Source organism: Microbacterium sp. STRO-1N (genome assembly GCF_057748015.1).
Map to the genome: position 1 here is coordinate 1205324 of NZ_CM173234.1, position 22725 is coordinate 1228048.

22 protein-coding genes are annotated in these 22725 nt (G+C 67.9%); 9 read left to right on the forward strand and 13 right to left on the reverse strand.

What is annotated here, in order from left to right; translation table 11 throughout:
• Window positions 1-6 precede the first annotated feature (6 nt).
• The gene (locus AC3ANJ_RS05565; RefSeq protein WP_488318607.1) at window positions 7-2424 is read left to right on the forward strand and encodes a beta-xylosidase/alpha-l-arabinosidase; all 2418 of its coding nucleotides are present in this window, start codon (window positions 7-9) and stop codon (window positions 2422-2424) included.
• Between the two features lie 9 nt (window positions 2425-2433).
• The gene (locus AC3ANJ_RS05570; RefSeq protein ID WP_488318608.1) at window positions 2434-3621 is read left to right on the forward strand and encodes an ROK family transcriptional regulator; all 1188 of its coding nucleotides are present in this window, start codon (window positions 2434-2436) and stop codon (window positions 3619-3621) included.
• Window positions 3622-3631: 10 nt separating this feature from the next.
• Here AC3ANJ_RS05570 and AC3ANJ_RS05575 read toward each other — a convergent pair whose 3' ends face one another.
• The 6 genes from AC3ANJ_RS05575 to AC3ANJ_RS05600 form a co-directional block, all read right to left on the reverse strand.
• A complete protein-coding gene (locus tag AC3ANJ_RS05575; protein ID WP_488318609.1) occupies window positions 3632-4414 on the reverse strand; it encodes an HpcH/HpaI aldolase family protein in 783 nt (260 codons plus the stop codon).
• Window positions 4399-5184 (reverse strand): 2-keto-4-pentenoate hydratase, encoded by a 786-nt coding sequence (locus AC3ANJ_RS05580; protein ID WP_488318610.1) that lies wholly within the window; start codon window positions 5182-5184, stop codon window positions 4399-4401. The genes AC3ANJ_RS05575 and AC3ANJ_RS05580 overlap by 16 nt, the downstream gene beginning before the upstream one ends.
• 70 nt (window positions 5185-5254) lie before the next feature.
• Window positions 5255-6415, reverse strand: coding sequence for a 3,4-dihydroxyphenylacetate 2,3-dioxygenase (hpaD, locus tag AC3ANJ_RS05585; protein WP_488318611.1), 1161 nt, complete (start codon window positions 6413-6415; stop codon window positions 5255-5257).
• A 25-nt stretch (window positions 6416-6440) separates the two neighbouring features.
• Window positions 6441-7937, reverse strand: coding sequence for a 5-carboxymethyl-2-hydroxymuconate semialdehyde dehydrogenase (gene hpaE, locus AC3ANJ_RS05590; protein WP_488318612.1), 1497 nt, complete (start codon window positions 7935-7937; stop codon window positions 6441-6443).
• A gap of 21 nt (window positions 7938-7958) precedes the next feature.
• The gene (locus AC3ANJ_RS05595) at window positions 7959-8636 is read right to left on the reverse strand and encodes a GntR family transcriptional regulator (RefSeq protein ID WP_488318613.1); all 678 of its coding nucleotides are present in this window, start codon (window positions 8634-8636) and stop codon (window positions 7959-7961) included.
• Window positions 8633-10072, reverse strand: coding sequence for a fumarylacetoacetate hydrolase family protein (locus tag AC3ANJ_RS05600; RefSeq protein ID WP_488318614.1), 1440 nt, complete (start codon window positions 10070-10072; stop codon window positions 8633-8635). The genes AC3ANJ_RS05595 and AC3ANJ_RS05600 overlap by 4 nt, the downstream gene beginning before the upstream one ends.
• Window positions 10073-10201: 129 nt before the next feature.
• Here AC3ANJ_RS05600 and AC3ANJ_RS05605 point away from each other — a divergent pair, with 129 nt between their 5' ends.
• Entirely contained in the window at window positions 10202-11575 is a 1374-nt protein-coding gene (locus tag AC3ANJ_RS05605) for an MFS transporter (protein WP_488318615.1), read from the forward strand.
• 43 nt (window positions 11576-11618) lie between these two features.
• Window positions 11619-11927, forward strand: a complete 309-nt coding sequence (locus AC3ANJ_RS05610; RefSeq protein ID WP_488318616.1) for a hypothetical protein — start codon at window positions 11619-11621, stop codon at window positions 11925-11927.
• A 29-nt stretch (window positions 11928-11956) separates the two neighbouring features.
• On the opposite strand, the gene AC3ANJ_RS05615 is transcribed toward AC3ANJ_RS05610, so the two are convergent.
• On the reverse strand, window positions 11957-12664 hold the full coding sequence (locus tag AC3ANJ_RS05615) for an IclR family transcriptional regulator (protein ID WP_488318617.1): 708 nt from the start codon (window positions 12662-12664) through the stop codon (window positions 11957-11959).
• A gap of 154 nt (window positions 12665-12818) precedes the next feature.
• Between AC3ANJ_RS05615 and AC3ANJ_RS05620 the strand changes: the two genes are divergently transcribed.
• The 4 genes from AC3ANJ_RS05620 to AC3ANJ_RS05635 all read left to right on the forward strand — a co-directional run bounded on the left by AC3ANJ_RS05620 (window position 12819) and on the right by AC3ANJ_RS05635 (window position 16095).
• A complete protein-coding gene (locus AC3ANJ_RS05620) occupies window positions 12819-14675 on the forward strand; it encodes an FAD-dependent monooxygenase (protein WP_488318618.1) in 1857 nt (618 codons plus the stop codon).
• 80 nt (window positions 14676-14755) lie between these two features.
• On the forward strand, window positions 14756-15142 hold the full coding sequence (locus AC3ANJ_RS05625; RefSeq protein ID WP_488318619.1) for a VOC family protein: 387 nt from the start codon (window positions 14756-14758) through the stop codon (window positions 15140-15142).
• Window positions 15143-15169: 27 nt separating this feature from the next.
• Window positions 15170-15517 (forward strand): TfoX/Sxy family protein, encoded by a 348-nt coding sequence (locus AC3ANJ_RS05630; protein WP_488319235.1) that lies wholly within the window; start codon window positions 15170-15172, stop codon window positions 15515-15517.
• A complete protein-coding gene (locus AC3ANJ_RS05635; RefSeq protein WP_488318620.1) occupies window positions 15514-16095 on the forward strand; it encodes a histidine phosphatase family protein in 582 nt (193 codons plus the stop codon). Before AC3ANJ_RS05630 ends, AC3ANJ_RS05635 begins: the two co-directional genes overlap by 4 nt.
• Here the strand turns inward: AC3ANJ_RS05635 and AC3ANJ_RS05640 are convergent.
• The 4 genes from AC3ANJ_RS05640 to AC3ANJ_RS05655 form a co-directional block, all read right to left on the reverse strand.
• Window positions 16086-16616: a P-loop NTPase family protein gene (locus AC3ANJ_RS05640; protein ID WP_488318621.1), complete on the reverse strand. Its 531-nt coding sequence runs from the start codon at window positions 16614-16616 to the stop codon at window positions 16086-16088. The genes AC3ANJ_RS05635 and AC3ANJ_RS05640 overlap by 10 nt on opposite strands.
• 85 nt (window positions 16617-16701) lie before the next feature.
• Window positions 16702-17244, reverse strand: coding sequence for a GNAT family N-acetyltransferase (locus tag AC3ANJ_RS05645; protein ID WP_488318622.1), 543 nt, complete (start codon window positions 17242-17244; stop codon window positions 16702-16704).
• 41 nt (window positions 17245-17285) lie between these two features.
• The gene (locus tag AC3ANJ_RS05650; protein WP_488318623.1) at window positions 17286-18860 is read right to left on the reverse strand and encodes an MFS transporter; all 1575 of its coding nucleotides are present in this window, start codon (window positions 18858-18860) and stop codon (window positions 17286-17288) included.
• 106 nt (window positions 18861-18966) lie between these two features.
• A complete protein-coding gene (locus tag AC3ANJ_RS05655; protein ID WP_488318624.1) occupies window positions 18967-19590 on the reverse strand; it encodes a class I SAM-dependent methyltransferase in 624 nt (207 codons plus the stop codon).
• 95 nt (window positions 19591-19685) lie between these two features.
• On the opposite strand from AC3ANJ_RS05655, the gene AC3ANJ_RS05660 reads away from it, so the two are divergent.
• Window positions 19686-20273 carry a helix-turn-helix domain-containing protein gene (locus tag AC3ANJ_RS05660; RefSeq protein WP_488318625.1) on the forward strand — a complete coding sequence of 196 codons (588 nt, stop codon included), beginning with the start codon at window positions 19686-19688 and terminating at the stop codon, window positions 20271-20273.
• Window positions 20274-20386: 113 nt separating this feature from the next.
• On the opposite strand, the gene AC3ANJ_RS05665 is transcribed toward AC3ANJ_RS05660, so the two are convergent.
• Together AC3ANJ_RS05665 and AC3ANJ_RS05670 are read right to left on the reverse strand one after the other, a co-directional pair.
• The gene (locus tag AC3ANJ_RS05665; protein WP_488318626.1) at window positions 20387-20968 is read right to left on the reverse strand and encodes a hypothetical protein; all 582 of its coding nucleotides are present in this window, start codon (window positions 20966-20968) and stop codon (window positions 20387-20389) included.
• Between the two features lie 6 nt (window positions 20969-20974).
• Complete coding sequence (locus AC3ANJ_RS05670; RefSeq protein WP_488318627.1) at window positions 20975-22528, reverse strand: HNH endonuclease signature motif containing protein; 1554 nt, start codon at window positions 22526-22528, stop codon at window positions 20975-20977.
• Between the last annotated feature and the right edge of the window lie 197 nt (window positions 22529-22725).

The window sequence follows — 22725 nt, forward strand, 5'->3', positions numbered from 1 at the left end:
ACCTCAATGACCGCGGACATCCCCGCATTCCCGACCCCTTCGGAGCGCGTCGCCGACCTCGTCGCGCGCATGACGCTGGAGGAGAAGGCCGCGCAGCTCGTCGGCTACTGGCTCGACCGCGGCGGCGAGGTCGTCGCACCCATGCAGAACGAGATGGCGGGCGACGCCGCCGGCGACACGCTCGCCGAGATCACGCGCGACGGCATCGGCCACTACACCAGGGTGTACGGCACGAGGCCGGTGGATGCCGCGGAGCGCGCCTCCTGGCTCTGGACCGAGCAGCGGCGACTGAAGAACGAGACCCGCCTCGGCATCCCGGCGATCGTGCACGAGGAGTGCCTGACGGGGCTGGCAGCCTGGAAGGCGGCGACGTTCCCGACGCCGCTGGCCTGGGGCGCGTCGTTCGACCCGGAGCTGGTCGCCGAGATGTCTGCGCTGATCGGCGAATCCATGCGCAGCCTCGGCATCCACCAGGGGCTGGCGCCGGTGCTCGATGTCGTACGGGACCCCCGGTGGGGGCGCGTCGACGAGTGCATCGGCGAGGATCCTTATCTGGTGGGGACCGTCGGCACGGCATTCGTGCAGGGTCTGCAGTCGTCGGGGGTGCACGCGACGCTGAAGCACTTCCTTGGATACTCCGGCTCTCGGGCCGGCCGCAACCACGCGCCGGTACCGGCGGGGCCGCGTGAAGTATCCGACGTGTTCCTCCCGCCGTTCGAGATGGCGATCCGCGACGGCGGCGTCCGCAGCGTCATGAACAGCTACGCCGAGATCGACGGGATGCCGGTGGCGGCCGACGCCGATCTGCTGACGGGGCTGCTGCGCGAGAAGCTCGGCTTCGACGGCGTCGTGGTCGCCGACTACTTCGCCGTGGCGTTCCTCGAGGTCATGCACGCCGTCGCGGCCGACCGCGGCGAGGCGGCGGAGCTCGCGCTCACCGCCGGGATCGACGTCGAACTCCCCTCCGGCGATGCCTATCTCGCACCGCTGATCGAGCGGGTCCGGTCCGGTGCGTTCGATGAGCGCTACATCGATCGTGCGGTGATCCGTGTGCTGACGCAGAAGGAGGATCTCGGGCTGCTCGAGCCCGATGCCTTCGAGGACGAACCGCCGACCGCGATCGACCTCGACACGCCTCGGCATCGTGAGGTCGCGCGGCGCCTGGCTGCGGAGTCACTCGTGCTGCTGTCGAACGACGGCGCGCTGCCGCTCGCGCGCACGGCACGCCGGATCGCACTGATCGGTCCGAACGCCGATCGCGCCGCCGCGCTTCAGGGGTGCTACTCGTTCGCGAACCACGTGCTCGCGCACCACCCGGAGCACGAGATCGGGTTCGAGATCCCCACCGTGCGAGAGTCGCTGACCGCAGCGCTGCCCGATGCGGAGATCGTCCACGTGCGCGGTGCCGAGGTCGAAGGGGACGACCGATCGGGGTTCGATGCCGCCGCACAGGCGGCGGCATCCGCCGATGTCGCGGTCGTCGTGGTCGGCGATCAGGCCGGTCTCTTCGGTCGCGGAACGGTCGGCGAGGGCAACGATGTCGACTCGCTCGAGCTGCCGGGCGTGCAGCGCGAACTCGTCGAATCCCTGGTCGCGACGGGGACCCCGGTCGTCGTCGTGCTGATCACCGGACGTCCGTACGCGATCGACTGGGCGCTCGACGCCGACGGGCCGCGGCCCGCCGCCGTGCTGCAGGCGTTCTTCCCCGGGGAGGCGGGCGGCACCGCCATCGCCGACGTGCTGATCGGCGACGTGTCGCCGTCCGGTCGGATGCCGGTGAGCCTGCCCCGGTCCTCCGGTGCGCAGCCGTACAGCTACCTCCGACCCCTGCTGGGAGGGCCGTCGGCGGTGACCGCACTCGACTCGACACCGCTGCGGCCGTTCGGCTTCGGACTCTCGTACACGACGTTCGCCTACGACGACTTCTCGACGTCGGAGGATGCCGCGACCGACGGCGTCTTCACGGCATCCGTCGTGGTGACGAACACCGGCGACCGTGACAGCGCGGATGTCGTGCAGCTGTACGGCAGGGACGTCTCGGCATCCCTCACCCGTCCGGTCGCGCAGCTGCTCGCTTACGCGCGCGTCGAGCTTGCACCGGGGGAGAGCCGCACCGTGCGGTTCGAGGTCCCCGCGGCACGGTTCGCGTTCACGAATCGCACCATGACCAGAGTCGTCGAGCCGGGGGAGGTGCACGTGTGGGTGGGGTCGCACGCCGAGGCCTCGGCCGGAGGCGAGATCTCCGACGCGACCGGCGGTGCCATCTCCAACGAACGGGCCGCTGTGCGCCGCGACATCGGCGGAATCGCGACCGATGCGCGGGTCGTGACGCTGACCGGAGACGTGCACGCGGTGACGGCGGCGGATGCGCGAATCGTGTCCGTCGTGGTCGAAGAAGCGAGCGTCGCGGCAGAGCCTCGATAGCCTGGGCGGATGAACGAACGAGCGACGACGGTCGAAGGCGTACGCCGGACCAACCTCGGCGAGGTGCTGCGCCTGGTGCACCATCACGGTGCACGTTCGCGTGCGACGATCACGGCCGACACCGGACTGAACCGTTCGACCGTCGCCGATCTCGTGTCGGAGCTGGCCACGCGCGGTCTCGTCGTGGAGCAGGAGCCGGATGCCACGCGTCGTGTCGGGCGGCCGTCGCCGATCGTCGCACCGAGTCCGGATGTCGTGGCGATCGCCGTGAACCCCGAGGTCGATGCGATCGAGATCGGCATGATCTCGCTGGGCGGGACGGTCCAGGAGCGCACCCGCGTCGCCTTCGTCCGGCCGCCGACTCCGGCGGACGTCGTTGACGCGGTGTCGCGATTCGTCGAGGACTGGCAGGCCGGTTCGCCGCGCGTGCGCATCGTCGGCGTCGGGCTCGCCGTGCCGGGGCTCGTGCGCGCCGGCGACGGGATCGTGCGTCTCGCCCCCCACCTCGGCTGGCACGACGAACCGATCGCCGAACAGCTGAGCGCCGCGCTCGGGCTTCCCGTGCTGATCGACAATGACGCGTCCCTCGGCGCGCGAGCCGAGCGGCTGTTCGGTGCCGCGCGCGAGCACCGAGACGTCGTCTACCTGAACGGAGGTGCGAGCGGCATCGGTGGCGGCCTCATTCTGGATGGCCAGCTCATCTCCGGTGCCGGCGGGTACGCCGGGGAATGGGGGCAGACGCGGCCCGGCATCCTGTCCGACGAGGATCGCCGCACGGACGGCGGCGTGCTGGAGGACGAGGTCAACCGTGCGCGGCTGCTGCAGACCGCGCGACTGGGTGCGGTCGACGACGCGGCCCTGGCCGTGGTGCTCGCGGCGACGAGCGATGCGGGCGTCGTGGCCGAGATCGATCGGCAGCGGCGCATCCTCATCGCAACGCTGGCCAATGCCGTCAACGTGCTGAATCCATCGATCGTGGTGCTCGGCGGGTTCCTCGCCATGCTGCGAGACCGTGATCCGGAGGCGTTCGACGCCGACGTGCGCGCCGGTGCACTGCAGGCACCGGCCGAGCAGGTCGAGCTGCGCGCGGCGGCGCTCGGTGCTGATCGCCTCCTGATCGGTGCGGCGGAGGCGGCGTTCGCCCCGTTGCTCTCCGACCCCAACTCGTTCGTCCAGCGCGCTCCTCTCGCTCGCTGAGCGAGGGGGCTCAACGAGCGGCGGGGATGAACCGCGCCGCGAGAGCCTCGGACGCGCGCGCGAGCATCGCGACATCGGCCCCCACGGCTACGAAGTCCGCGCCCTGCGCGATGTAGGCATCGGCGCCCGCAGGGTCGAAGGCGTTGACTCCGACGGCGGTTCCCGCACCCTTCACCGCGGCGAACGTTCGCGCCACAGCATCCAGAACCTCCGGATGCGCCTGCTGGCCGAGGTGTCCGAGGGATGCTGCGAGATCCGAAGGGCCGACGAAGACCGCGTCCACGCCGTCGACGGCCGCGATCTCGGCGGCGTGCTCGACTCCGGCGGCCGTCTCGATCTGCACGGTCAGCGAGACATGCGTCGCGGCATCCTGCAGGTAGCCGTCCACGCGGTTCCACCGAGCGCTGCGCGAGAGCGCACTGCCGACCCCGCGCACACCGTGCGGGGGGTACCTCGTCGCCGCCACGGCGGCTTCGGCCTCGGCAGCCGACGAGACCATCGGCACGATGATGTTCTGGGCGCCGAGGTCCAGCACCTGCTTGATGATGACGGCGTCGTTCCACGGCACGCGCACGAGCGGCACGGCAGGATACGGCGCGACGGCCTGCAACTGATGCAGGACGCTCTCGAGCGAGTTCGCCGAGTGCTCCATGTCGATCAGCAACCAGTCCACGCCGGATCCGGCGGCGATCTCGGCGACCACGGGGCCGCCGGAGCAGACCCACATTCCGATCTGCGAGCGGTCGGCGTCCGCGAGTCGCGAACGGAAGGAGGGTGCTAGATGAAGCGGCATTCGATCGTTCCCATCTCGCGGTAGTCGCACAGAACGTGGTCCCCGAGCGAGACCCACATCGGACGTGTGAACGATCCTGCCAGGATGATCTCTCCGGCCTCCAGACGCGCGCCGTGCTGGTGGAACTTGTTCGCCAGCCACGCGACGCCTGTGGCCGGGTGCCCGAGGACTCCGGCGGCGACCCCGGTCTCCTCGATCTCGCCGTTGCGGCTGAGTACGCCTGGCACCCAGCGCAGGTCGATCTCGTCCGGCCGCTTGCGGACCGTTCCGAGCACCATCGCACCGTACGCGGCGTTGTCACTGATCGTGTCGACGATCGTGCGCCCCTCCAGCTCGATGTGCGAGTTCAGCACCTCGAGCGCCGGGACCGCGTAGTCGATCGCGGCGAGGGCGTCGTCCAGGGTGCAGTCCGGACCCTCCAGCGGATGCTCGAGCACGAACGCCAGTTCGACCTCGACGCGCACGTTGGAGAAGTTCGCGTGCCGGATGTCGGCGCCGGATTCGAGGACGGTGTCGTCGAACATGACCCCGTAGTCCGGCTCGGTGATGCCGGTCGCCTGCTGCATCGCCTTCGAGGTCAGGCCGATCTTGCGACCGACCAGTCGGCGTCCTGCGGCGATCTGCGCGTCCCGCCAGACGCCCTGGATCGCGTAGGAGTCCTCGATCGTCGCCTCGGGGAACCGCGCGGTGATCCGCGGGATCACACCGTGCGTGCGGTCTGCCTCCGCCAGCTCGGCGGCGATATCGGCGATCTGCGTCGATGTCAGCATCCGTTCCTCCTGGTGATCGTCCCTTGCGTTTCGACTCGTCGCTCCGCTCCTCGCTCAACGAGCGAAGAGGTCACAGCTGGTGGCCCAGTTTGTACTCGCCCTGCTTCCATTCCGGCATCGCCTCGTCCTCCGGCCGGGTGTAACTGAATCCGTCGGCGCCGATCGTCACGGCCATCTCGCTGTCGTCGGTGCGGGCGACGACGGGCTGCGGGTTGCCGTCCAGGTCGAGCACGAGCGAGGCATCCGTGTACCAGGACGGCACGACGGGGTTTCCCCACCAGTCCCTGCGCTGGTTGTCGTGGACGTCCCACGTGATGACGGGGTTGTCGGGATCCCCGGTGTAGTAGTCCTGCGTGTAGACCTCGACGCGGTGCCCGTCCGGGTCGCGCAGGTACAGGTAGAACGCGTTGGAGACGCCATGGCGTCCGGGTCCGCGCTCGATCGCGTCCGAGCGGCGCAGCGCACCGAGCTTGTCGCAGATCGCGAGGATGTTGTGCTTCTCGTGCGTCGCGAAGCACACGTGGTGCATGCGTGGACCGTCGCCACCGGTCATCGCGGTGTCGTGCACGGTCGGCTTACGACGCATCCAGGCCGCGTAGACGGTGCCCTCCTCGTCCTGGATGTCCTCCGTGACGCGGAAGCCGAGGTCCTGCATGAACTTCACGGCGCGGGGGACGTCGGGGGTGACCTGGTTGAAGTGATCCAGGCGCACGAGTTCGCCGGGAATGTGCAGGTCGTAGCGCCACGACATCCGCTCGACATGGTCGGTCTGGTGGAAGAACTCGTACGGGAAGCCGAGTGGGTCCACCACCCGCACGGAGTCGCCGATGCCCTTGACGAACCCGTCGGGGTTGCGGCGGACGTCGCAACCGAGCTCGGTGTAGAAGGCGACCGCGCGGTCGAGGTCCTCCGCGGCACGCACACGATACGAGAACGCGGCGACGGCAGCGATCGGGCCCTTGCGCAGCACGAGGTTGTGGTGGATGAACTCCTCGGTCGAGCGCAGGTAGATCGCCTCGTCGTCCTCCTCGGTCACATACAGGCCGAGCACATCGACGTAGAACTGACGGGATGCCGCCAGGTCGGTGACGACGAGCTCCATGTAGGCGCAGCGCAGCACGTCCGGGGGAGTGGATGCCGGGGTCGGCGTCGGGTTCCGTGCCTCGATCGGAGCCTCCTGGCTCACGTAGAAGCCGGACGAGGTCAGCGTCATGTCCTGGCGGTTCGTCATGTCAGCGTCCTTGCTGGTCGAAGGGTCAGTTCTTGCCGAAGGTGGGGTTGTGCACCGCACCGAGCGTGATGTGCACGGCCTGCTGGTCGGTGTAGAAGTCGATCGAGCGGTAGCCGCCCTCGTGGCCCAGGCCGGAGGCCTTCACCCCGCCGAACGGGGTGCGCAGGTCTCGCACGTTGTTGCTGTTCAGCCACACCATGCCGGCCTCGACGGCGCCGGCGAAGTTATGCGCGCGCTTCAGATCGTTGGTCCAGATGTACGCGGCCAGGCCGTACTTCACACCGTTCGCGAGGGCCAGCGCCTCTTCCTCCGTGTCGAACGGGGTGATCGCGACGACCGGACCGAAGATCTCCTCCTGGAAGATGCGGGCGTCCGGGGAGACGTCGGCGAAGACGGTGGGAGCGACGAAGTTGCCCGTATCGAACCCCTCAGGCCGGCCGCCACCCGCGACCAGGCGACCCTCCGACTTGCCGATCTCGACGTACGACATGACCTTGTCGTAGTGCTCCGGATGCACGAGGGCGCCGACCTCGGTCGCGGGGTCATGCGGATAGCCGACCCTCACGCGCTTCGCCTGGGCCGCGTAGCGCTCGACGAACTCGTCATAGACGCTGCGCTCCACGAGGATGCGGGACCCCGCCGTGCAGCGCTCGCCGTTGAGGGAGAACACCCCGAAGATGGTGGCGTCGATCGCGGCATCCAGATCCGCGTCGGCGAAGACCACGGCAGGCGACTTGCCGCCCAGTTCCATCGAGAGGCCCTTCAGGAACGGCGCCGCGTTCCCGAAGATGATCTGCCCGGTGCGGCTCTCACCGGTGAAGGAGATCAGCGGGACGTCAGGATGCTTCACGAGCGCGTCTCCGGCATCCTCGCCGAGGCCGTTCACGAGGTTGAAGACGCCCTGGGGGAGTCCGGCCTCCTCGAAGATTCCGGCCCACAGCGCTGCCGACAGCGGCGTGAATTCGGCGGGCTTGAGCACCACGGTGTTGCCTGTTGCGAGCGCGGGACCGAGCTTCCACGACTCCAGCATGAACGGCGTGTTCCACGGGGTGATGAGGCCGGCGACGCCGATCGGCTTGCGGTTGACGTAGTTGATCTGGCGACCGGGGACCTTGAACGTGTCGTCGGCCTGGGCGACGATGAGGTCGGCGAAGAAGCGGAAGTTCTCCGCCGCACGGCGCGCCTGTCCGAGCGCCTGCGTGATCGGAAGCCCTGAGTCGTACGACTCGAGCTCGGCGAGGCGCTGGTCGCGGGATTCCACGATGTCGGCGATGCGATGCAGCACGCGGCTGCGTTCGCGAGGCAGCATCCGTGGCCATGGGCCATCGTCGAAGGCACGCTTGGCGGCGGCGACGGCCAGGTCGATGTCGGCCTTCTTGCCGGCGGATGCCGTGGTGTACGTCTCGTTGGTCACGGGGTCGAGCACGTCGAACGTGTCGCCGTCCGCCGAGTCGACGAAGGCGCCGTCGATGTAGTGCTGGATGTGATCGGGGAGATCTGCGGGGATGCGGGAGTCGGTCATGTCTTCTCCTGGTCGTTCCGTTCAGAGGATGTGCATGCCGACGGCTGCGTCGGGATGCTCGTGGTCGAGGTAGGCGTCGAGGGTCGCGGCGTGATGCCGACGCGCGGCGTGCTCGATCTCGTTGAGCGGCGCTCCGCTCTCGATGAGGGCGACGATCTGCTCGTGCTCCTGGACGGATTCGTGTGCGCGCCCGGGGACGAAGCTGAAGGTCGAGTCGCGCAGGCGGCTCAGCCGCGCCCACTCGAGCGTCACGAGCTCGTGAAGGCGCGGGTTGGGGCACGGCGCGATGAGGGCCGAGTGGAAGCGCTGGTTGAGTGCCGTGAAGGCGGACGGGTCGAAGTGGTCGAGCGTGCGGACCATCTCGTCGTTGATGGCGCGGGCTGCGCGCAGGTCGTCTGCGGTGAGCGCACGCGCCGCCATCGCGGTCGCGGTTCCCTCCAGGATGCTGAGCGCCTCCATGCTGTGCCGGTACTGGGCGTCGTCCACCATCGCGACCCGAGCACCGACGTTGTGCTCGAACTCGACGAGGCCCTCGGCCTCGAGTTGACGGATGGCCTCGCGGACGGGGACGACGCTCATGTCGAGCTCGCCGGCGATCGCCCCGAGGACGAGTCGGTAGCCGGGCGTGTACGTCTGGGCGGCGATGCGCTCCTTGATCCAGTGGTAGGCGCGCTGCGACTTGCTGAGCGTCTTGGTCATGAGCGACTCCTGGCCTCGTAGCGGGCCCGCCATTCGGCGTTCATCGGGAACAGACCGTCGACGGGGTGGCCGGCGGCGACCTGCTCGGCGATCCAGGCGTCCTCGTCCTCTTGCGCGAGGGTGGCATCGGCGACCTCCTCGGCGATGGCGGGCGGGATGACGATCACGCCGTCGCCGTCGCCGACGATGATGTCGCCGGGTTGCACTGCAGCGCCGCCGCAGGCGATCGTGACGTCGACCTCCCACGGGACGTGCTTGCGTCCGAGCACAGCCGGATGCGCGCCGCGCGAGAACACCGGGAACCCGCTCGCCGCGACCGCGTCGAAGTCGCGGACGCCGCCGTCGGTGACGACGCCGGCAGCACCGCGGGTCTGGGCGCGCAGCGCCATGATGTCGCCGAGTGTTCCGGTGCTGTCGTCTCCGCGCGCCTCGATCACGATGATCTCGCCCTCACCGACCGCGTCGAACGCGCGCTTCTGCGCGTTGTAGCCGCCGCCGTGGGACGCGAACAGATCCTCGCGGAACGGCACGAACCGCAGAGTCTTCGCCGTGCCGACGATCCTGGTGCCGGCGATGTTCGCGGTGACGCCGTCGATGAAGCAGGCCGTGATGCCGCGCTTGCGCAGTTGCGTGGAGAGTCCGGCGGCGGGGGCGGCTTCGAGCTTGGCGCGGAGGGCAGGGTCCAGGCCGGGTGCGGCGTCGCGGAGGCCCGCCGCCTCGCGTGAGCCCCACGCCTCCGCACGCTGCAGATCGTCGACGGCCGGAAGCGAGCCGAGCTCGGAGTCGAACGGCACCTCGCCCTGCACGACGGTCGTGATGAGCCGGCCGGACGTGGCGCCCGCGGCATCCACCTCGATCTCGACGACGTCACCCGGCACGATGACGCTGGAGCCGGCGGGTGTGCCGGTGAGGATGACGTCGCCGGTCTCGAGGGTGAAGTGCTGCGAGAGATCCGCGACCAGCTGGGGGAGCGGGAAGAGGAGGCCGGCCGTCGTGTCGTCCTGTCGGAGCTCGCCGTTGACCCAGGCGCGCACCCGCAGAGCCGACGGGTCGATCGTGCGGGCATCGATGAGGTGCGGACCCAGCGGCGTGTAGCCGTCGCCGCCCTTCGAGCGCACGTTCGAGCCCTTGTCGTTCGCCCGCAGGTCGTAGAGCCCGAGGTCGTTGGCGGCCGTGACCGAGGCGACGTGCGCCCACGCATCCGTCTGGCTCACGCGTCGGGCCGGCTCGCCGATGATCAGGGCGATCTCGCCCTCGAAGGCGAGCAGCTCCGTGCCGGCCGGTCGCTCGACCGTGCCGCCTGATGCCGCGACGGAGCTCGCCGGTTTGAAGAAGTACGAGGGGTGAGCGGGGCGGCGTCCCCTCTGCTCTGCGCGGGAGGCGTAGCTGAGGTGGATCGCGATGATCTTGCCGGGGCGGGTGATCTGGTCCGTCACGGGGCGCCTCCTTGCGTCGTTGCGGCCGCTCTTGTGCGACGTATTCGAAATCGTATATCATCGCCGCATCGGGTGGCAAGCAACGGTTCGCCACCTGCTGCAGACGACGACGTCGACCAAGGAGCATCAATGACTGATCACCCCGGCTTCACGCCGACCGGCACCATCGCGACCTCCGCCGACCGGCGACGGGTCGTGTTCGCGACCGTGGTCGGCACCACCGTCGAGTGGTACGACTTCTTCATCTATTCGACCGCCGTGGCGCTCGTCTTCAACGAACTGTTCTTCTCCGCGCTCGGGGCGAACAGCCTGCTCCTGGGATTCGCGACCGTCGGGATCAGCTTCCTGTTCCGGCCGCTCGGCGCCTTCCTCGCCGGACACTTCGGCGACAAGTACGGGCGCAAGACCGTGCTCATGTGGACGCTCATCCTGATGGGGGCGGCGACCGCGCTGATCGGTGTGCTGCCCACGGCCGAGGCGATCGGGGTGGCGGCTCCGATCCTGCTGGTGCTGCTGCGCATCCTGCAGGGGCTGTCGGCCGGCGGCGAATGGGGTGGCGCCGTGCTGATGGCTGTCGAGCACGCACCGAGGACGCGGCGCGGGATCTTCGGCGCCTCGCCGCAGATCGGTGTTCCGCTCGGCCTGCTGCTGGCGTCCGGTGTGATGGCGATCATGACCGCCGTCGCCCCCGGTGACCAGTTCCTCGCGTGGGGCTGGCGCATTCCGTTCCTGCTCAGCGTCGTCCTGATCCTCGTCGGCTACTACGTGCGACGGCGCGTCGAGGAGAGCCCGGTGTTCACCGAGCTCGCCGAGCGCAAGGAGAAGGCCCAGATGCCGATCGTGCAGCTGTTCCGCAAGCACCTGCTGCTGGTGATCATCGCCGCGCTCGTGTTCGCCGGCAACAACGCGGTCGGGTACATGACCACCGGCGGATACATCCAGAACTACTCGACGAATCCTGAGGGTCCGCTCGGCCTCGACCGCGGCCTCGTGCTCTGGGCGGTCACCGGGTCGGCGGTCACCTGGCTGCTCACCACGCTGCTCGCGGGCTGGGTCTCGGATCGCGTCGGTCGCCGCAGCACCTACATCATCGGCTGGATCCTCCAGCTCGGCGGCGTGATCCTGCTCTTCCCGCTGGTGAACACGGGGAACATCTGGCTGCTGTTCACGGCGCTCGCCGTTCTCACGATCGGACTCGGATTCACGTACGGGCCTCAGGCGGCGCTGTACACGGAGCTGTTCCCCGCCAGCATCCGGTTCTCGGGTGTTTCGATCTCGTACGCCATCGGTGCGATCGCGGGCGGTGCTTTCGCACCGACCATCGCGACGGCGCTCGTGGCCGCCACCGGCTCGACCGACGCGGTCACGTGGTACCTCGCCGGGATGACGCTGATCGGACTCGTCGCGACCTTGCTGCTGCGCGATCGCAGCGGCATCCCGCTCGGCCCTGATCACGAGGCCGAGCAGGCGGTCAGCCCGATCTACGGGGTCGCGAAGGCGTGAGGCGGGAGCCGCGCGCCGTGCGGCCGTCTGCCAGGATGAACGCATGAAGACCACTCAGCTTCGCCGGTACGTGCTCGTCGACGGAGAGTACGACGCGTTCGTCGACTGGTGGGAGCAGTGGATGCCGAAGGTGCGCCCCGCGGCCGGATTCACGATCGAGTTCGCGTACGGCCTCCGCGAGACGAACGAGTTCGTCTGGGCGGTCAGCGCCGAGGGCGACGCAGAGGCGTTCCTGGCTCGCGAGGCCGATTACATGGCTTCGGACGCGCGGGCCGAGGCGTTCGACGGCGTTCCGCAGCGGGTCGCGTCGTACGACACCCGGTTGGTCACGGAGCACTCACCGGCGAGCTGACCTCTCCGACCCGCCGATCGGATGCCGGGTCAGCCGCCGAGCGCTTCGCGCACGGCGTCGGCCGAGCGCGTCAGCCGGGCGGCGATGGCGTCGTCGTCGTGACTGCTGGCGACGAACACGACGGCGATCGCGGCCGGCCCTCGACCGCGGACTGTCAGCGGGACGGCGACCGAGCGCAGCGTCGGGATCACCTCGTCGTGGCTGGTGGCGTAGCCGCGCGCGGTGACGGCTGCCGTCTCGTCGACGAGCCCAGCGGGCAGCAGAGTCCTGGCTGCATCGCCCAGTTGCGCGAGAATCGCCTTACCAGGTGCGCCGCGGGTGACGGGATGCCGCGTGCCGGGGCGCTGGGCGACCGGATTGATCGCGTGGCGCGGCTCGACGCTGACCAGCGTCACGCACTCATCGTGGTCGAGCACGGTGAGGAAGCACGTCGCGCCCAACTCGTTCGCAACGGCGGTGAGTTCGGGGAGCGCTTCGGCCTGCAGGTCGTGGGCGACGCCGGCGGCCAGGGCTGCCAGCCCCGCGCCGAGCTGCACGCGTCCGCCGGAGTCGCGGGTGATGAGTCCGTGCTCCTCGAGCGTGCGCAGCAGTCGGTAGGCGACCGAGCGGTGCACTCCGAGGCGTGCGGCGATGTCGTCGATCGTGAGCGGCTCGCGGGCGTCCGCGAGGACTTCGAGGATGCGGATGCCGCGGCTGAGCGTCTGCGAGGCGGGCCCCCGCGTCGGAGTGCTGGCCATGGGCGTCCTGTCGTTCGGGGCAGGCTTGTCCGCCGGCATCCGCTTCGTATACGATCTGTTCAATAGTAGAACGGCATGTTCGAATATAGAACACGCCGGCCCTCGTCCGCAAGGCACCGGGCACACCTCGACACCGTCGTCCGAGGAGGACACGATGCAGTTCCACCACCACGGCTACGTCTCGCAGGATCCGCGGGTGCTGCCGGCGTCCGGCGCGGGCTTCGAGCGGCCGAGCGATCTCCCTGACGAGGTCGACGTGCTCATCGTCGGGTCAGGGCCCGCCGGGATGCTGCTGGCCGCGCAGATGTCGCAGTTCCCCGCGGTCACGACGCGCATCATCGAGAAGCGCACAGGACGGCTCGAGCTCGGTCAGGCCGACGGCATCCAACCGCGCAGTGTCGAGACGTTCCAGGCGTTCGGATTCGCGGAGCGGATCATCGCCGAGGCGTACAACATCGGATGGATGAACTTCTGGGGGCCGGACCCCGAGAACCCTGCGAACATCCGGCGGACCACGCGGACGGCCGACTACGCGTACGACATCTGCGAATTCCCGCACCTGATCGTGAACCAGGCGCGTGTGCTGGACTACTTCGCCGAGGCGGCGGCGCACGGGCCGGCGCGGATCGTGCCGGACTACGGCGTCGAGTTCCTGGGGCTGACCGTGCACGAGGGGGGCGAGTTCCCAGTCGAGGTCAGGGTGCGAGGAGCCGTAGGCGAGCGCACCGTGCGGGCGAAGTTCGTGGTGGGCTGCGACGGCGCGCGCAGCGGGGTCCGGGATGCGATCGGACGCACGCACGTCGGCGGGATCTCGGCGCACGCGTGGGGAGTGATGGACGTGCTGGTGAACACGGACTTCCCCGATTGGCGCACGAAGTGCGCGATCAACGCCGAGGCGGGCAACATCCTGCACATCCCGCGCGAGGGCGGGTACCTCAGCCGGATGTACATCGATCTCGGCGAGGTTCCCGAGAACGACGAGCACCGCGTGCGTCAGACGCCGATCGAGGCGATCATCGAGAAGGCCAATGCGATCCTGCATCCGTACTCGATCGACGTGAAGGAGGTCGCCTGGCACAGCGTCTACGAGGTCGGCCACCGCGTGACCGACGGCTTCGACGACGTGATCGACGGGTCGGGACGCACGCCGCGCGTCTTCCTCACGGGCGACGCGTGCCACACGCACAGTGCCAAGGCCGGCCAGGGCATGAACGTGTCGATGCAGGACGGCTTCAACCTGGGCTGGAAGCTCGGTGCCGTGATCACGGGGCGCTCGCCGGAGTCGCTGCTGGCGACGTACGGCGCTGAACGGCGGCCGGTCGCGCAGCAACTGATCGATTTCGATCGTGAGTGGTCCTCGCTGATGGCGCGCAAGCCGGAGGAGATCTCGGATCCGAACGACCTGGCCACCTATTACCTCGCGACCGCGGAGTTCCCGTCCGGGTTCATGACGCAGTACAGCCCGTCGATTCTCGTGGGTTCCGATGCGCACCAGGCGCTCGCGGCCGGGTTCCCGCTCGGCAAGCGGTTCAAATCCGCCGAGGTCGTGCGGGTCTGCGACGGCAACGTCGTGCATCTCGGCCACCACGCCAGGGCGGATGGACGCTGGCGGGTGTACGCCTTCGGGGGTCGGGATGCTTCGGCGCTGGTTTCGTGGGCCGCGGCCGCTGCGGAGGTGTTCGCCCGCTTCACCCCGTCGGATGCCGATGTCGATGCCCTCTTCGACGTCAAAGCCGTGTATCAGCAGCCGTTCGAGGACGTGGACTTCCCGTCGGTTCCCGCGCTGTTCCAGCCGCAGACCGGGCCGCTCGGGCTGACCGACTGGGAGAAGGTATACGCGGCGGGGCCGTCGAAGTGGACGGCGACGGATGTCTTCGAGGCGCGCGAGCTGTCGCGCGACGGCGTCGTCGTCGTCGTGCGGCCCGATCAGTACGTCGCGGCGATCCTGCCACTGGACGGCGTGGGGGAACTGGACACCTTCTTGAGCGGTGTGTTCCTGCCGGCATCGTGAGCCACATCGGGGTGGTGGATGTCGGAGGCCGGGCCTAGCTTGGACTCGGGCGGGACGGTCTCGCCGTGGAGGTGTGCGCTATGGATTGGAAGATCGAGCTGATCTTCGTGCCGGTGACCGACGTCGACCGCGCGAAGGACTTCTACGTCAAGATCGGCTTCAACGCCGACCACGACCAGCGGGTGAATGACGAGCTGCGCTTCGTGCAGATGACCCCGCCGGGGTCGGCTTGCTCGATCGCGTTCGGTACGGGACTCGGCGGCGGGTTGCAGCCGGGCCAGCAGGACTCGATTCAGGTCGTCGTGCCCGATGCGGATGCTGCGCTCGCACAGCTGCGCGACGCGGGTGTCGAGGCGGACGGCGTCGACGAGCAGGCGTGGGGACGGTTCGTCACCTTCCACGATCCGGACGGCAACACCTGGACGCTGCAGGAACTGCCGGACTACTCGGCGGCTGCGCAGAGCTGACACGGACGGACGAGCGTCGTGAGCACGATGACGGCGGAGCAGGCTGCGTTGGTCGATCGCCTTCGCAGCCTGCTCTCCGCGGAGCCCACAGTGCGCGAGGTGTCGATGTTCGGCGGCCGGTCGATCATGGTGAACGAGAAGATGATCGTCGCCGCGCAGAAAGATGGGGCGCTTCTGGTGCGGGTCGCTGCGGATCGGCACGCGGACTTGCTCACGACGCCGGGCGCGGCGCAGGCCGAGATGGGACCGGGGCGCGACATGGGTCCTGGCTGGATCGATGTCGCCCCTGCCGCCATCGCGGACGATGACGGGCTGGCGTTCTGGGTCGCGGCGGCGATGGAGCACAACCGTGCCGTGACGGACGGTGCGGTTTGAGTGACGAGTCCTGGGAGATGAGGGCGGGGGCTGCGCGCGGGCGGGTGGTGAGCTTCGTTCGGCATGCGCATCCCGAAGTGGACGCCAGCATTCGGCCGTCAGAGTGGGTGCTGACGGCAGACGGCGTCCAGGCTGCCAAGTCCTTGGCTCTCCCGCCCAACGCTTTGGTGATCTCGAGTCCTGAGTTCAAGGCACTGAAGACGGTCGCGCTGGCGACCGGATCTGCAAAGGGTGCTGTGCTGGTCGATGCGGGGTTTCGCGAGGTGGATCGAGTCGAGGCAGTTCACGACGGATACCGGGCGGCGCGTCGGGCCTGGGTGTCCGGAGTGTTGGACGACCGACATGAGGGCTGGGAATCGCCGGAGTCCGCAGTGCTCCGGGTATCGGACGCGTTGCGGCGCTACGACGCCTCTCACCTCGTCGTCGGCACCCACGGCATGATCCTTACCGCGTGGCTGGTGTACACCGGTGCGGTCGAGTCGGGAGAATCGGCAGTCGAGTTCTGGGAGCGGCTGCCGTTCCCCGCGATCGTCACTGCGGAGGTTCCAGGAGGTGAGCCGGATCCATCTCACGCCTGATGGGACCAGGCGACGTCGCGCAGCACGAGGTCGAGCGCCTGCTCGGGCGTGACGTCGGCATCGAAGACGGCCTCGTACAGAAGCGGTATCCGGTCGGTCGCTCGGTACCAGGACTCCACGGAGGCCTCGGAGATTTCTTCGGCTTTCGACTTCGTCCGATGTCGTCGCAGCGTCTCTTCAAGCTCGAGTTCGTAGTAGTAACTTGCCGTGGTTCCTCGATGGTCGCGGATCAGGCGCGTGAGCATCTCACCGTAGATTTCGCTGTGCAGAATGCCCTCGATCACGACGTGCAGTCCGTTGTCGAGTGCGAACCTGGCAGACAGGTCAATGTATTCGACGCTCAGCGCGCCGGGCCGGTCGGGGACGTGGAGGATCTCGCGGCGAAGAGTGTCGTGGCCGAGAATCGCGATCCCTCGGGGCCGAGCCGCGCGAATGGCCTGTGCAAGGAGGCTCTTCCCGCTGCCGGAATTTCCACGAATCGTTATGAGCCGTGAGCTCGCGGTTCCGACGCTTGGGGACATTCGACAACCCGTTTCCTTCGAATGCTGATCGTCCGACGCAGCGTGCCAACGATAGACGAAACCTGCGCGGTAGCCTTCCTGTCGTTTATCGCGTCAACAGTGAATACAAGTACATGTCGCGCGCTTCGCCGCCTACCCGTTTCCAGGCGCGGAGAAGGCGCTCGCGCGCGTAGCCCACGTCCTCGGCTATCCGCCAGGAGCCTTCGTTCCACGGCTCCACGTACAGTTCGAGTCGATCGAGTTCCTCCAGCATGACTGCCCATGATGTCAGGGCGGTCAAGGCGTCCCGCGCGAATCCCTGGCGCCGCCGCGATTTGATGATCCAGTATCCGACGCTGGCTCGGCCAGCCTCGCACGGGATGAAGAAGAGTCCGATGTGGCCGATCGCGATGTCGTCGCGATCGGCGATCGCGAACGCGTAGCCGGCGCGGTCGCGCAGGCGTTTGTGCTGGCGCTCGACGAAGGCTAATGCTTCCACCTCGTCCGCAGTCGCCGGCACGCTCGTCAGGAGAGGAATCAGGGGGTCTTGAGACGCCTCCATGACGGCCGCAGTATCCGTACGGCGCCATGCCCGAAGCGTGACGCTCTCTCCCGTGAGTGTCGGCAGGGACAGCGCGCTGGAGGGCATCCTTCATGTTGGCATGTGACGCTCCCAGCACGAAGAAAGGTTCAGCGAATCACGTCGGTTTCGTTCAACGATTGTGCAGGCGTGGAGGAGTCGGGACCGCGGAAGAGCACGAAGATCACGAGGACGGCCATAACGGCGACGCCGACCCACATTGCTTGCTGCCATCCGGCGATGAATGCGTCGTTCGCGGCGGTGAGAATCTGTTGCGCGTGAGCCCCGGCACTCTGGCTGATCGCCGTGGCGTTGGCGATGCCTTCACGCGCTGTCGCCGCGAATTCTTCGGGCACACCTGAAAGGCGTCCGGCGATCGCGCGCTGGTATCCGGCCACCAGCACACCGCCCAGAAGTGCGATGCCCAGGGCTGCTCCGAGCTCTCGGGAGAGGTCGTTCAGTGCCGAGGCGACGCCCTGCTGCTCGCGGGGAAGTGACGAGGTGATCGCTTCAGTGGAGGGCGTCATCGCCAGGCCCGCGCCCAGTCCCATCGCGATGAGTCCGGGGAGCACGCTGAGGTATCCGCCGTTGGCGGACACGAACGCGGCCATGATCGCGAGCCCTGCGGTGGCGATGGCGAGTCCGATGACCATGGATGCTCTGGCTCCGATGCGTGCTGTCAGACGAGGGGCGAGTCCGGAGGTGAGCATCATCAGCAATGCCATGGGCATCATGCCGAGTGTGGCGAGGATTCCGCTCCATCCGAGGACGACCTGGAAGAACGGATACAGCACCAGCGACACTCCGCCCAGGACGCCGAACCACACGAGCAAGACCGTGGTGCCTGAGGAGAGGCTTCTGGTGCGGAAGTGGCGGATATCCAGCAGCGGGTGCGGGATGCGCAGTTCCCACAGGATGAATCCGGCAGTAGCGAGTGCTGCTGCGATGAGTGGGATGAGTACGATCGGGTCGGCCCAACCGAGTGACGGTGCTTCGTGCAGGGCGAAGGTGAAACCGACGGTTGCGATGATCGAGGTCAGCGCCCCCACGACATTGAACCGGCCAGGGGCTTTGTCGCGGGAGTTGGGAACTGCGCGAGCGCCGATCAGCAGTGCCGCTACCGTGAGCACGATGGGCAGCGCGAACAGCCAGCGCCAGGACGCGATATCGACCAGCACGGCGGAGAGGTACATCCCCAGGATGCCGCCGCCTCCGGCGACTGCACTCCACATCCCGATCGCCCTGGATCGCTCCCTGTCCGGGAACGACGAGGTGATCACCGACAGAGTGACAGGCATGATCAGTGCCGCACCGATGCCGCTGAGCATGCGTGCGGCGATCATGACCTCCATGACCGGGGCCACGGCGGCGGCGATGTTCGCGATCCCGAACACCGCCAGCCCCACGATGAGCACCGGCTTGCGACCGAGCCGGTCGCCCAGTGCTCCCAGGGGGAGGAGGAGCGCCGCGAGGGTGAGGGTGTAGGTGTTGATGATCCAGAGCACCTGCCCCTGAGAAGCATCGAACGTCGTCGCCAGCTGCGGCTGAGCGACGTTGAGGCCGCTGACTGAGGCGACGACGGCCATCAAGGCGATGCAGACGGCCCACAGGATGGCGCGTCTGCGTCGTGGATCGTCGATGACTGGAGAGGCGGGTTCTGCACCGGCGTGAGTGGTGGAGGTCATGGTGGGACGTGTTTCCTTTCAGAAGCTGTTCTGCCTGGCGCTGATCGCAGGCAGGCCAAAGCAACGCCGAGGTCGAAGGACCTGGGCGCGGGCAGAGGGAGACGAGTCAGGTGAGTCGGTGGACGCGGACGATCACGTCACGCAATTGCATCGGGGAGCCGCCGGGGTGGACGGTGCGCACTTGCTCATAGGCGGAGTCGATCCGCCATTCCGGAGAGTCGAACAGGTTCGTGATCCCCTCGAGGGTCGCTGTCGCCCCTTCGGGATGGTCATGCCCATGGTGAGCATCGGGATGATGGCTGTGGAGGTGTCCCACGATCAGGAGCGTTCCGCCAGGGGCGACCCAGGAGGCGATACGACGGTAGAGCGGAAGCTGCCCGATCTGTGCGTGGGCGTAGTTGGTGACCACGAAATCCCATGTCCGTCCCGGCTGCCACCGCGACAGGTCGGTCTCAACCCAGTCGACGCGCTCGCCCACACCAGAGGTAGCAGCACGAGACTTCGCCTCCGCCAGTGCGGTCGAGGAGATATCGGCAGCCGTGACGTCCCAGCCCTGCTCGGCCAGCCACAGCGCTTCGGTCCCGGTTCCGCATCCGGCATCCAGCGCAGTGCCGACGGTCAGGTGCGCGGCCTCCGCTGCCAGATAGGGGTTGACCGGGAGCTGGCGTTTGCGGCCGGAGGTGGCGTCGCCCCACTGGTCCTCCCAGTAGTCCTTGTCGAACTCGTTCATTGCGCTGTCCTCCCGCTCGTCCGTGATGTCCATACCAAGGATCGCCCATACAAGCGCAACTGGCAATCTTTCTTGCCAAATGGCAAACTAGGTGCATGAGCGAACACTCCGAGACTCTCGACACGGTGGGTCCACGCCTGAAACACCTTCGGCTGCGCCGCGACATCACCCTCACCACGCTCGCTGAGGAGACCGGGATCTCCACCAGCACCCTGTCCCGACTGGAGGCAGGACTGCGGCGGCCGACTCTGGAGCAGCTGCTCCCGTTGGCTCGCTACTACGGCGTCACCCTCGACTCCCTCGTCGACGCGCCTCGCACGGCGAACCCCAGAATTGATCTCCGACCCATGTCATGCGCCGACGGGTCGATCATCATCCCGCTCACACGCCGGCCCGGGGGTGTCCAGGCATACAAGTTCGTTCTCCCCACGGGCCGCGATGGTGCGGTTCCAGACCTTCGCTCCCATGAAGGGTTCGACTGGGCCTACGTGCTGAACGGCACTCTCCGCCTGGTGCTCGGCGATCAAGACCTGCTCCTGGAAGCCGGCCAGGCAGCCGAGTTCGATACCCGCACACCCCACTGGTTCGGGGCCACCAGCGCCGGACCGGTCGAATACCTCAGCCTCGTCGGACGCCAGGGCCAGCGCGCCCATGTACACGTTTCTGCCGGCGATCAATCGTGATGCGTGTGATTGGCGCTTGTCTCCTGGTCTGTCCGGAAAAGCGCTGCACATGACCGAAGCCGGCGCTGAGTCGCCCCGTTTGCTCAGGGCGTCGAGGCGCAACACGTGTGGGGTCACCCGTAAATGTCGGAGATGGAAATCGCCTCGGGATCCTCGACCGAGGACCGTTCGGAGAACCAGTCGACCAACCACTGCGGGCACTCCACGTCCTCCACTGTGATGTCATAGTCTCCGGGAACACCGGAGAGTTCCGCGCATCCGTAGATACTCGAGTAGAACCCGTCGAGCCCGGCAGGAATGTTGACGTCCATGGGGTAGAACACGCACACCGTAATCGTGCCGTCGACGCGATCCAAGCAGTACAACGCGTCTGCGGCCGGCCCCACCGGACGATCGTCCACTCCTGACAGAATTTCGTAGTTGGCCACTGTCGTGTAGTCCTCCACCACCAGGTCTGTCGCGTCAGACATCGATGCGACGATGCTCCCCATCGCATCCACAGACACCCCCACCCTGTTGGTCAGCCGGTCTTCTGCGACCGCGCGAGGATCGACGGCGGCGCACCCACTGAGTAGTGCCAGCACTGCAACCACGGACACTAGCCGCTTGGATCTTTTCATCTGCACTCCGCCCTCTCCTTCGCCAACCATAGGGCCGAGGTCATTCGAGACCCTCGAGATGGCGCGGATCTCCACGCTCGATCAGCCGCCGACCCATTGGGGGAGGAGGGGGCGTGGGGTGCGCCATTTCTGTTCGGGGTCCCACCAGGCGGGTCCGCGGATCTGGGGTTTGCCGTCGACCATGCGGATGTGCCATCCGGATTTGTCGATGGTGAGGTGGTGCCAGTAGCAGAGGGGGACGCCGTTGCAGGTGCTGGTGGGGCCGCCGCGGGAGTATTCGATGACGTGGTGGATTTCGCACCAGGTGGCGGGGACGTGGCAGCCGGGGATGAGGCATTCCTTGTCGCGCAGGATGATCGCGCGGCGTTGGTAGGCGTTGAAGATGCGGTCGGTGGTGGTGATGCCGATGATGCGGCCTTCGTCGAGCAGGACGCGTTGGATCATGGCCTGGCAGGCGAGGTGTGCGGCGACTGAACTGGAGACGGGGGCGTCGGTGCCGGCGATGTGCGCCCACCCGGTGCCGGTGGCGTAGTCTTTGGCGTCGATCTGGACGACGAGGGTGGGTGCGGCGCCGCCCAGGGTGGGCATGTCGTGGTGGCGGGCGGCGATGCCGAGCGCGGTGGCGAGAGCGTCGTGTTGTTTCTGCGGCCTGGTGCGGGGGTCGATCACGTTGCGGGGGGCGGTGTTGAACGGGTCCTTCGCCCCGGACCCGGACCCGCCTCTCGTGCTGTCGCTGTCGGTGTCGGTGTCGGTGAATGCGACGCCGAGGTCTGCGGGTCCGGTGGTTTTGGGGTTGGTCTGGGCGTCGATGATGAGCTTCAACTGTGCGAACACTTCGGGGAGCAGGGCGCCGCGGATCGGGTAGACGCCGTCGCGGAGCCGCCCGAACGTCAGCGACCGGTTCAGCGCGGCCTGCGCCTCGGACGGCGCCGGCCCGTCCGGATCCAGATACGTCGCGATCAGCTGCGCGTACTGCCGCAGGTCATCCGGCGTCGCCGCCGGACCCGCGTTGGCCTGAGCCGTCTCGGTGGCATCCGCACCATCACGCTCGTTCTCCGGCTCGTTCTCCGGTTCGGGCCCGTCCGTGTCGACGGGCGCTCCCGCTTCGTCGCCGTCGATCCCGCGCGCGCAGTCCGCGAGCGCGGTGTCGGCCTTCAGCTGGTCCTGCCCGCTGATGCGTCCCCGTGTTCGGTCGATGGGGTCGATCGCGGCGAGCAGTCCGGCGATCCCGATCACCCCGTCCAGCATCGCCTCCCGCAGCGCGGGCCATCGTGCGGGCAGCCGGGCGCCGGTGGTGATCTCCACGTCCCGGTGCACGGCCCCGGCGGCCTTCACGATCCGAGAAGCGCCGGTCGCGTCGACCCGCAGGACCCGCTGCAGGAGTTCGTTCATGTTCCGGCATCCGAACACCGCCGGAAACGTCGGCACCCCCGACCCTGCCGGGCGGCCGTCGACGGTCGCGCACGTCTCGATCACCAGCGCGTCCAGCCGCCGCTGCGCCTCCCCCGCGAGCCGCAGAACGTCCAGCTTCTCGGCATCCGACATGCCATCCAGCCCTGCCGAGCGCACCGCGGACTCGATCGAGCGATCGAGGTCGGAAACGACCCGATCGAGAACCGCCGCGGTGCTGTTCATAACTACTATTGAACACGAGACCACAGACATTCAAACATCGAACATCTCTTCTGTGAATAACTCGACACACGCCTCCTGCTGTAACGTTCTGTGTCATGTCGAGTCCTGAATCAGACAGGTCAGGGGCTGTCGTTCACACCGCCAGCCCCATGATCCGCTGACCACGACGCCCGCGTTCTGCGCAGGCGCGATCCGGC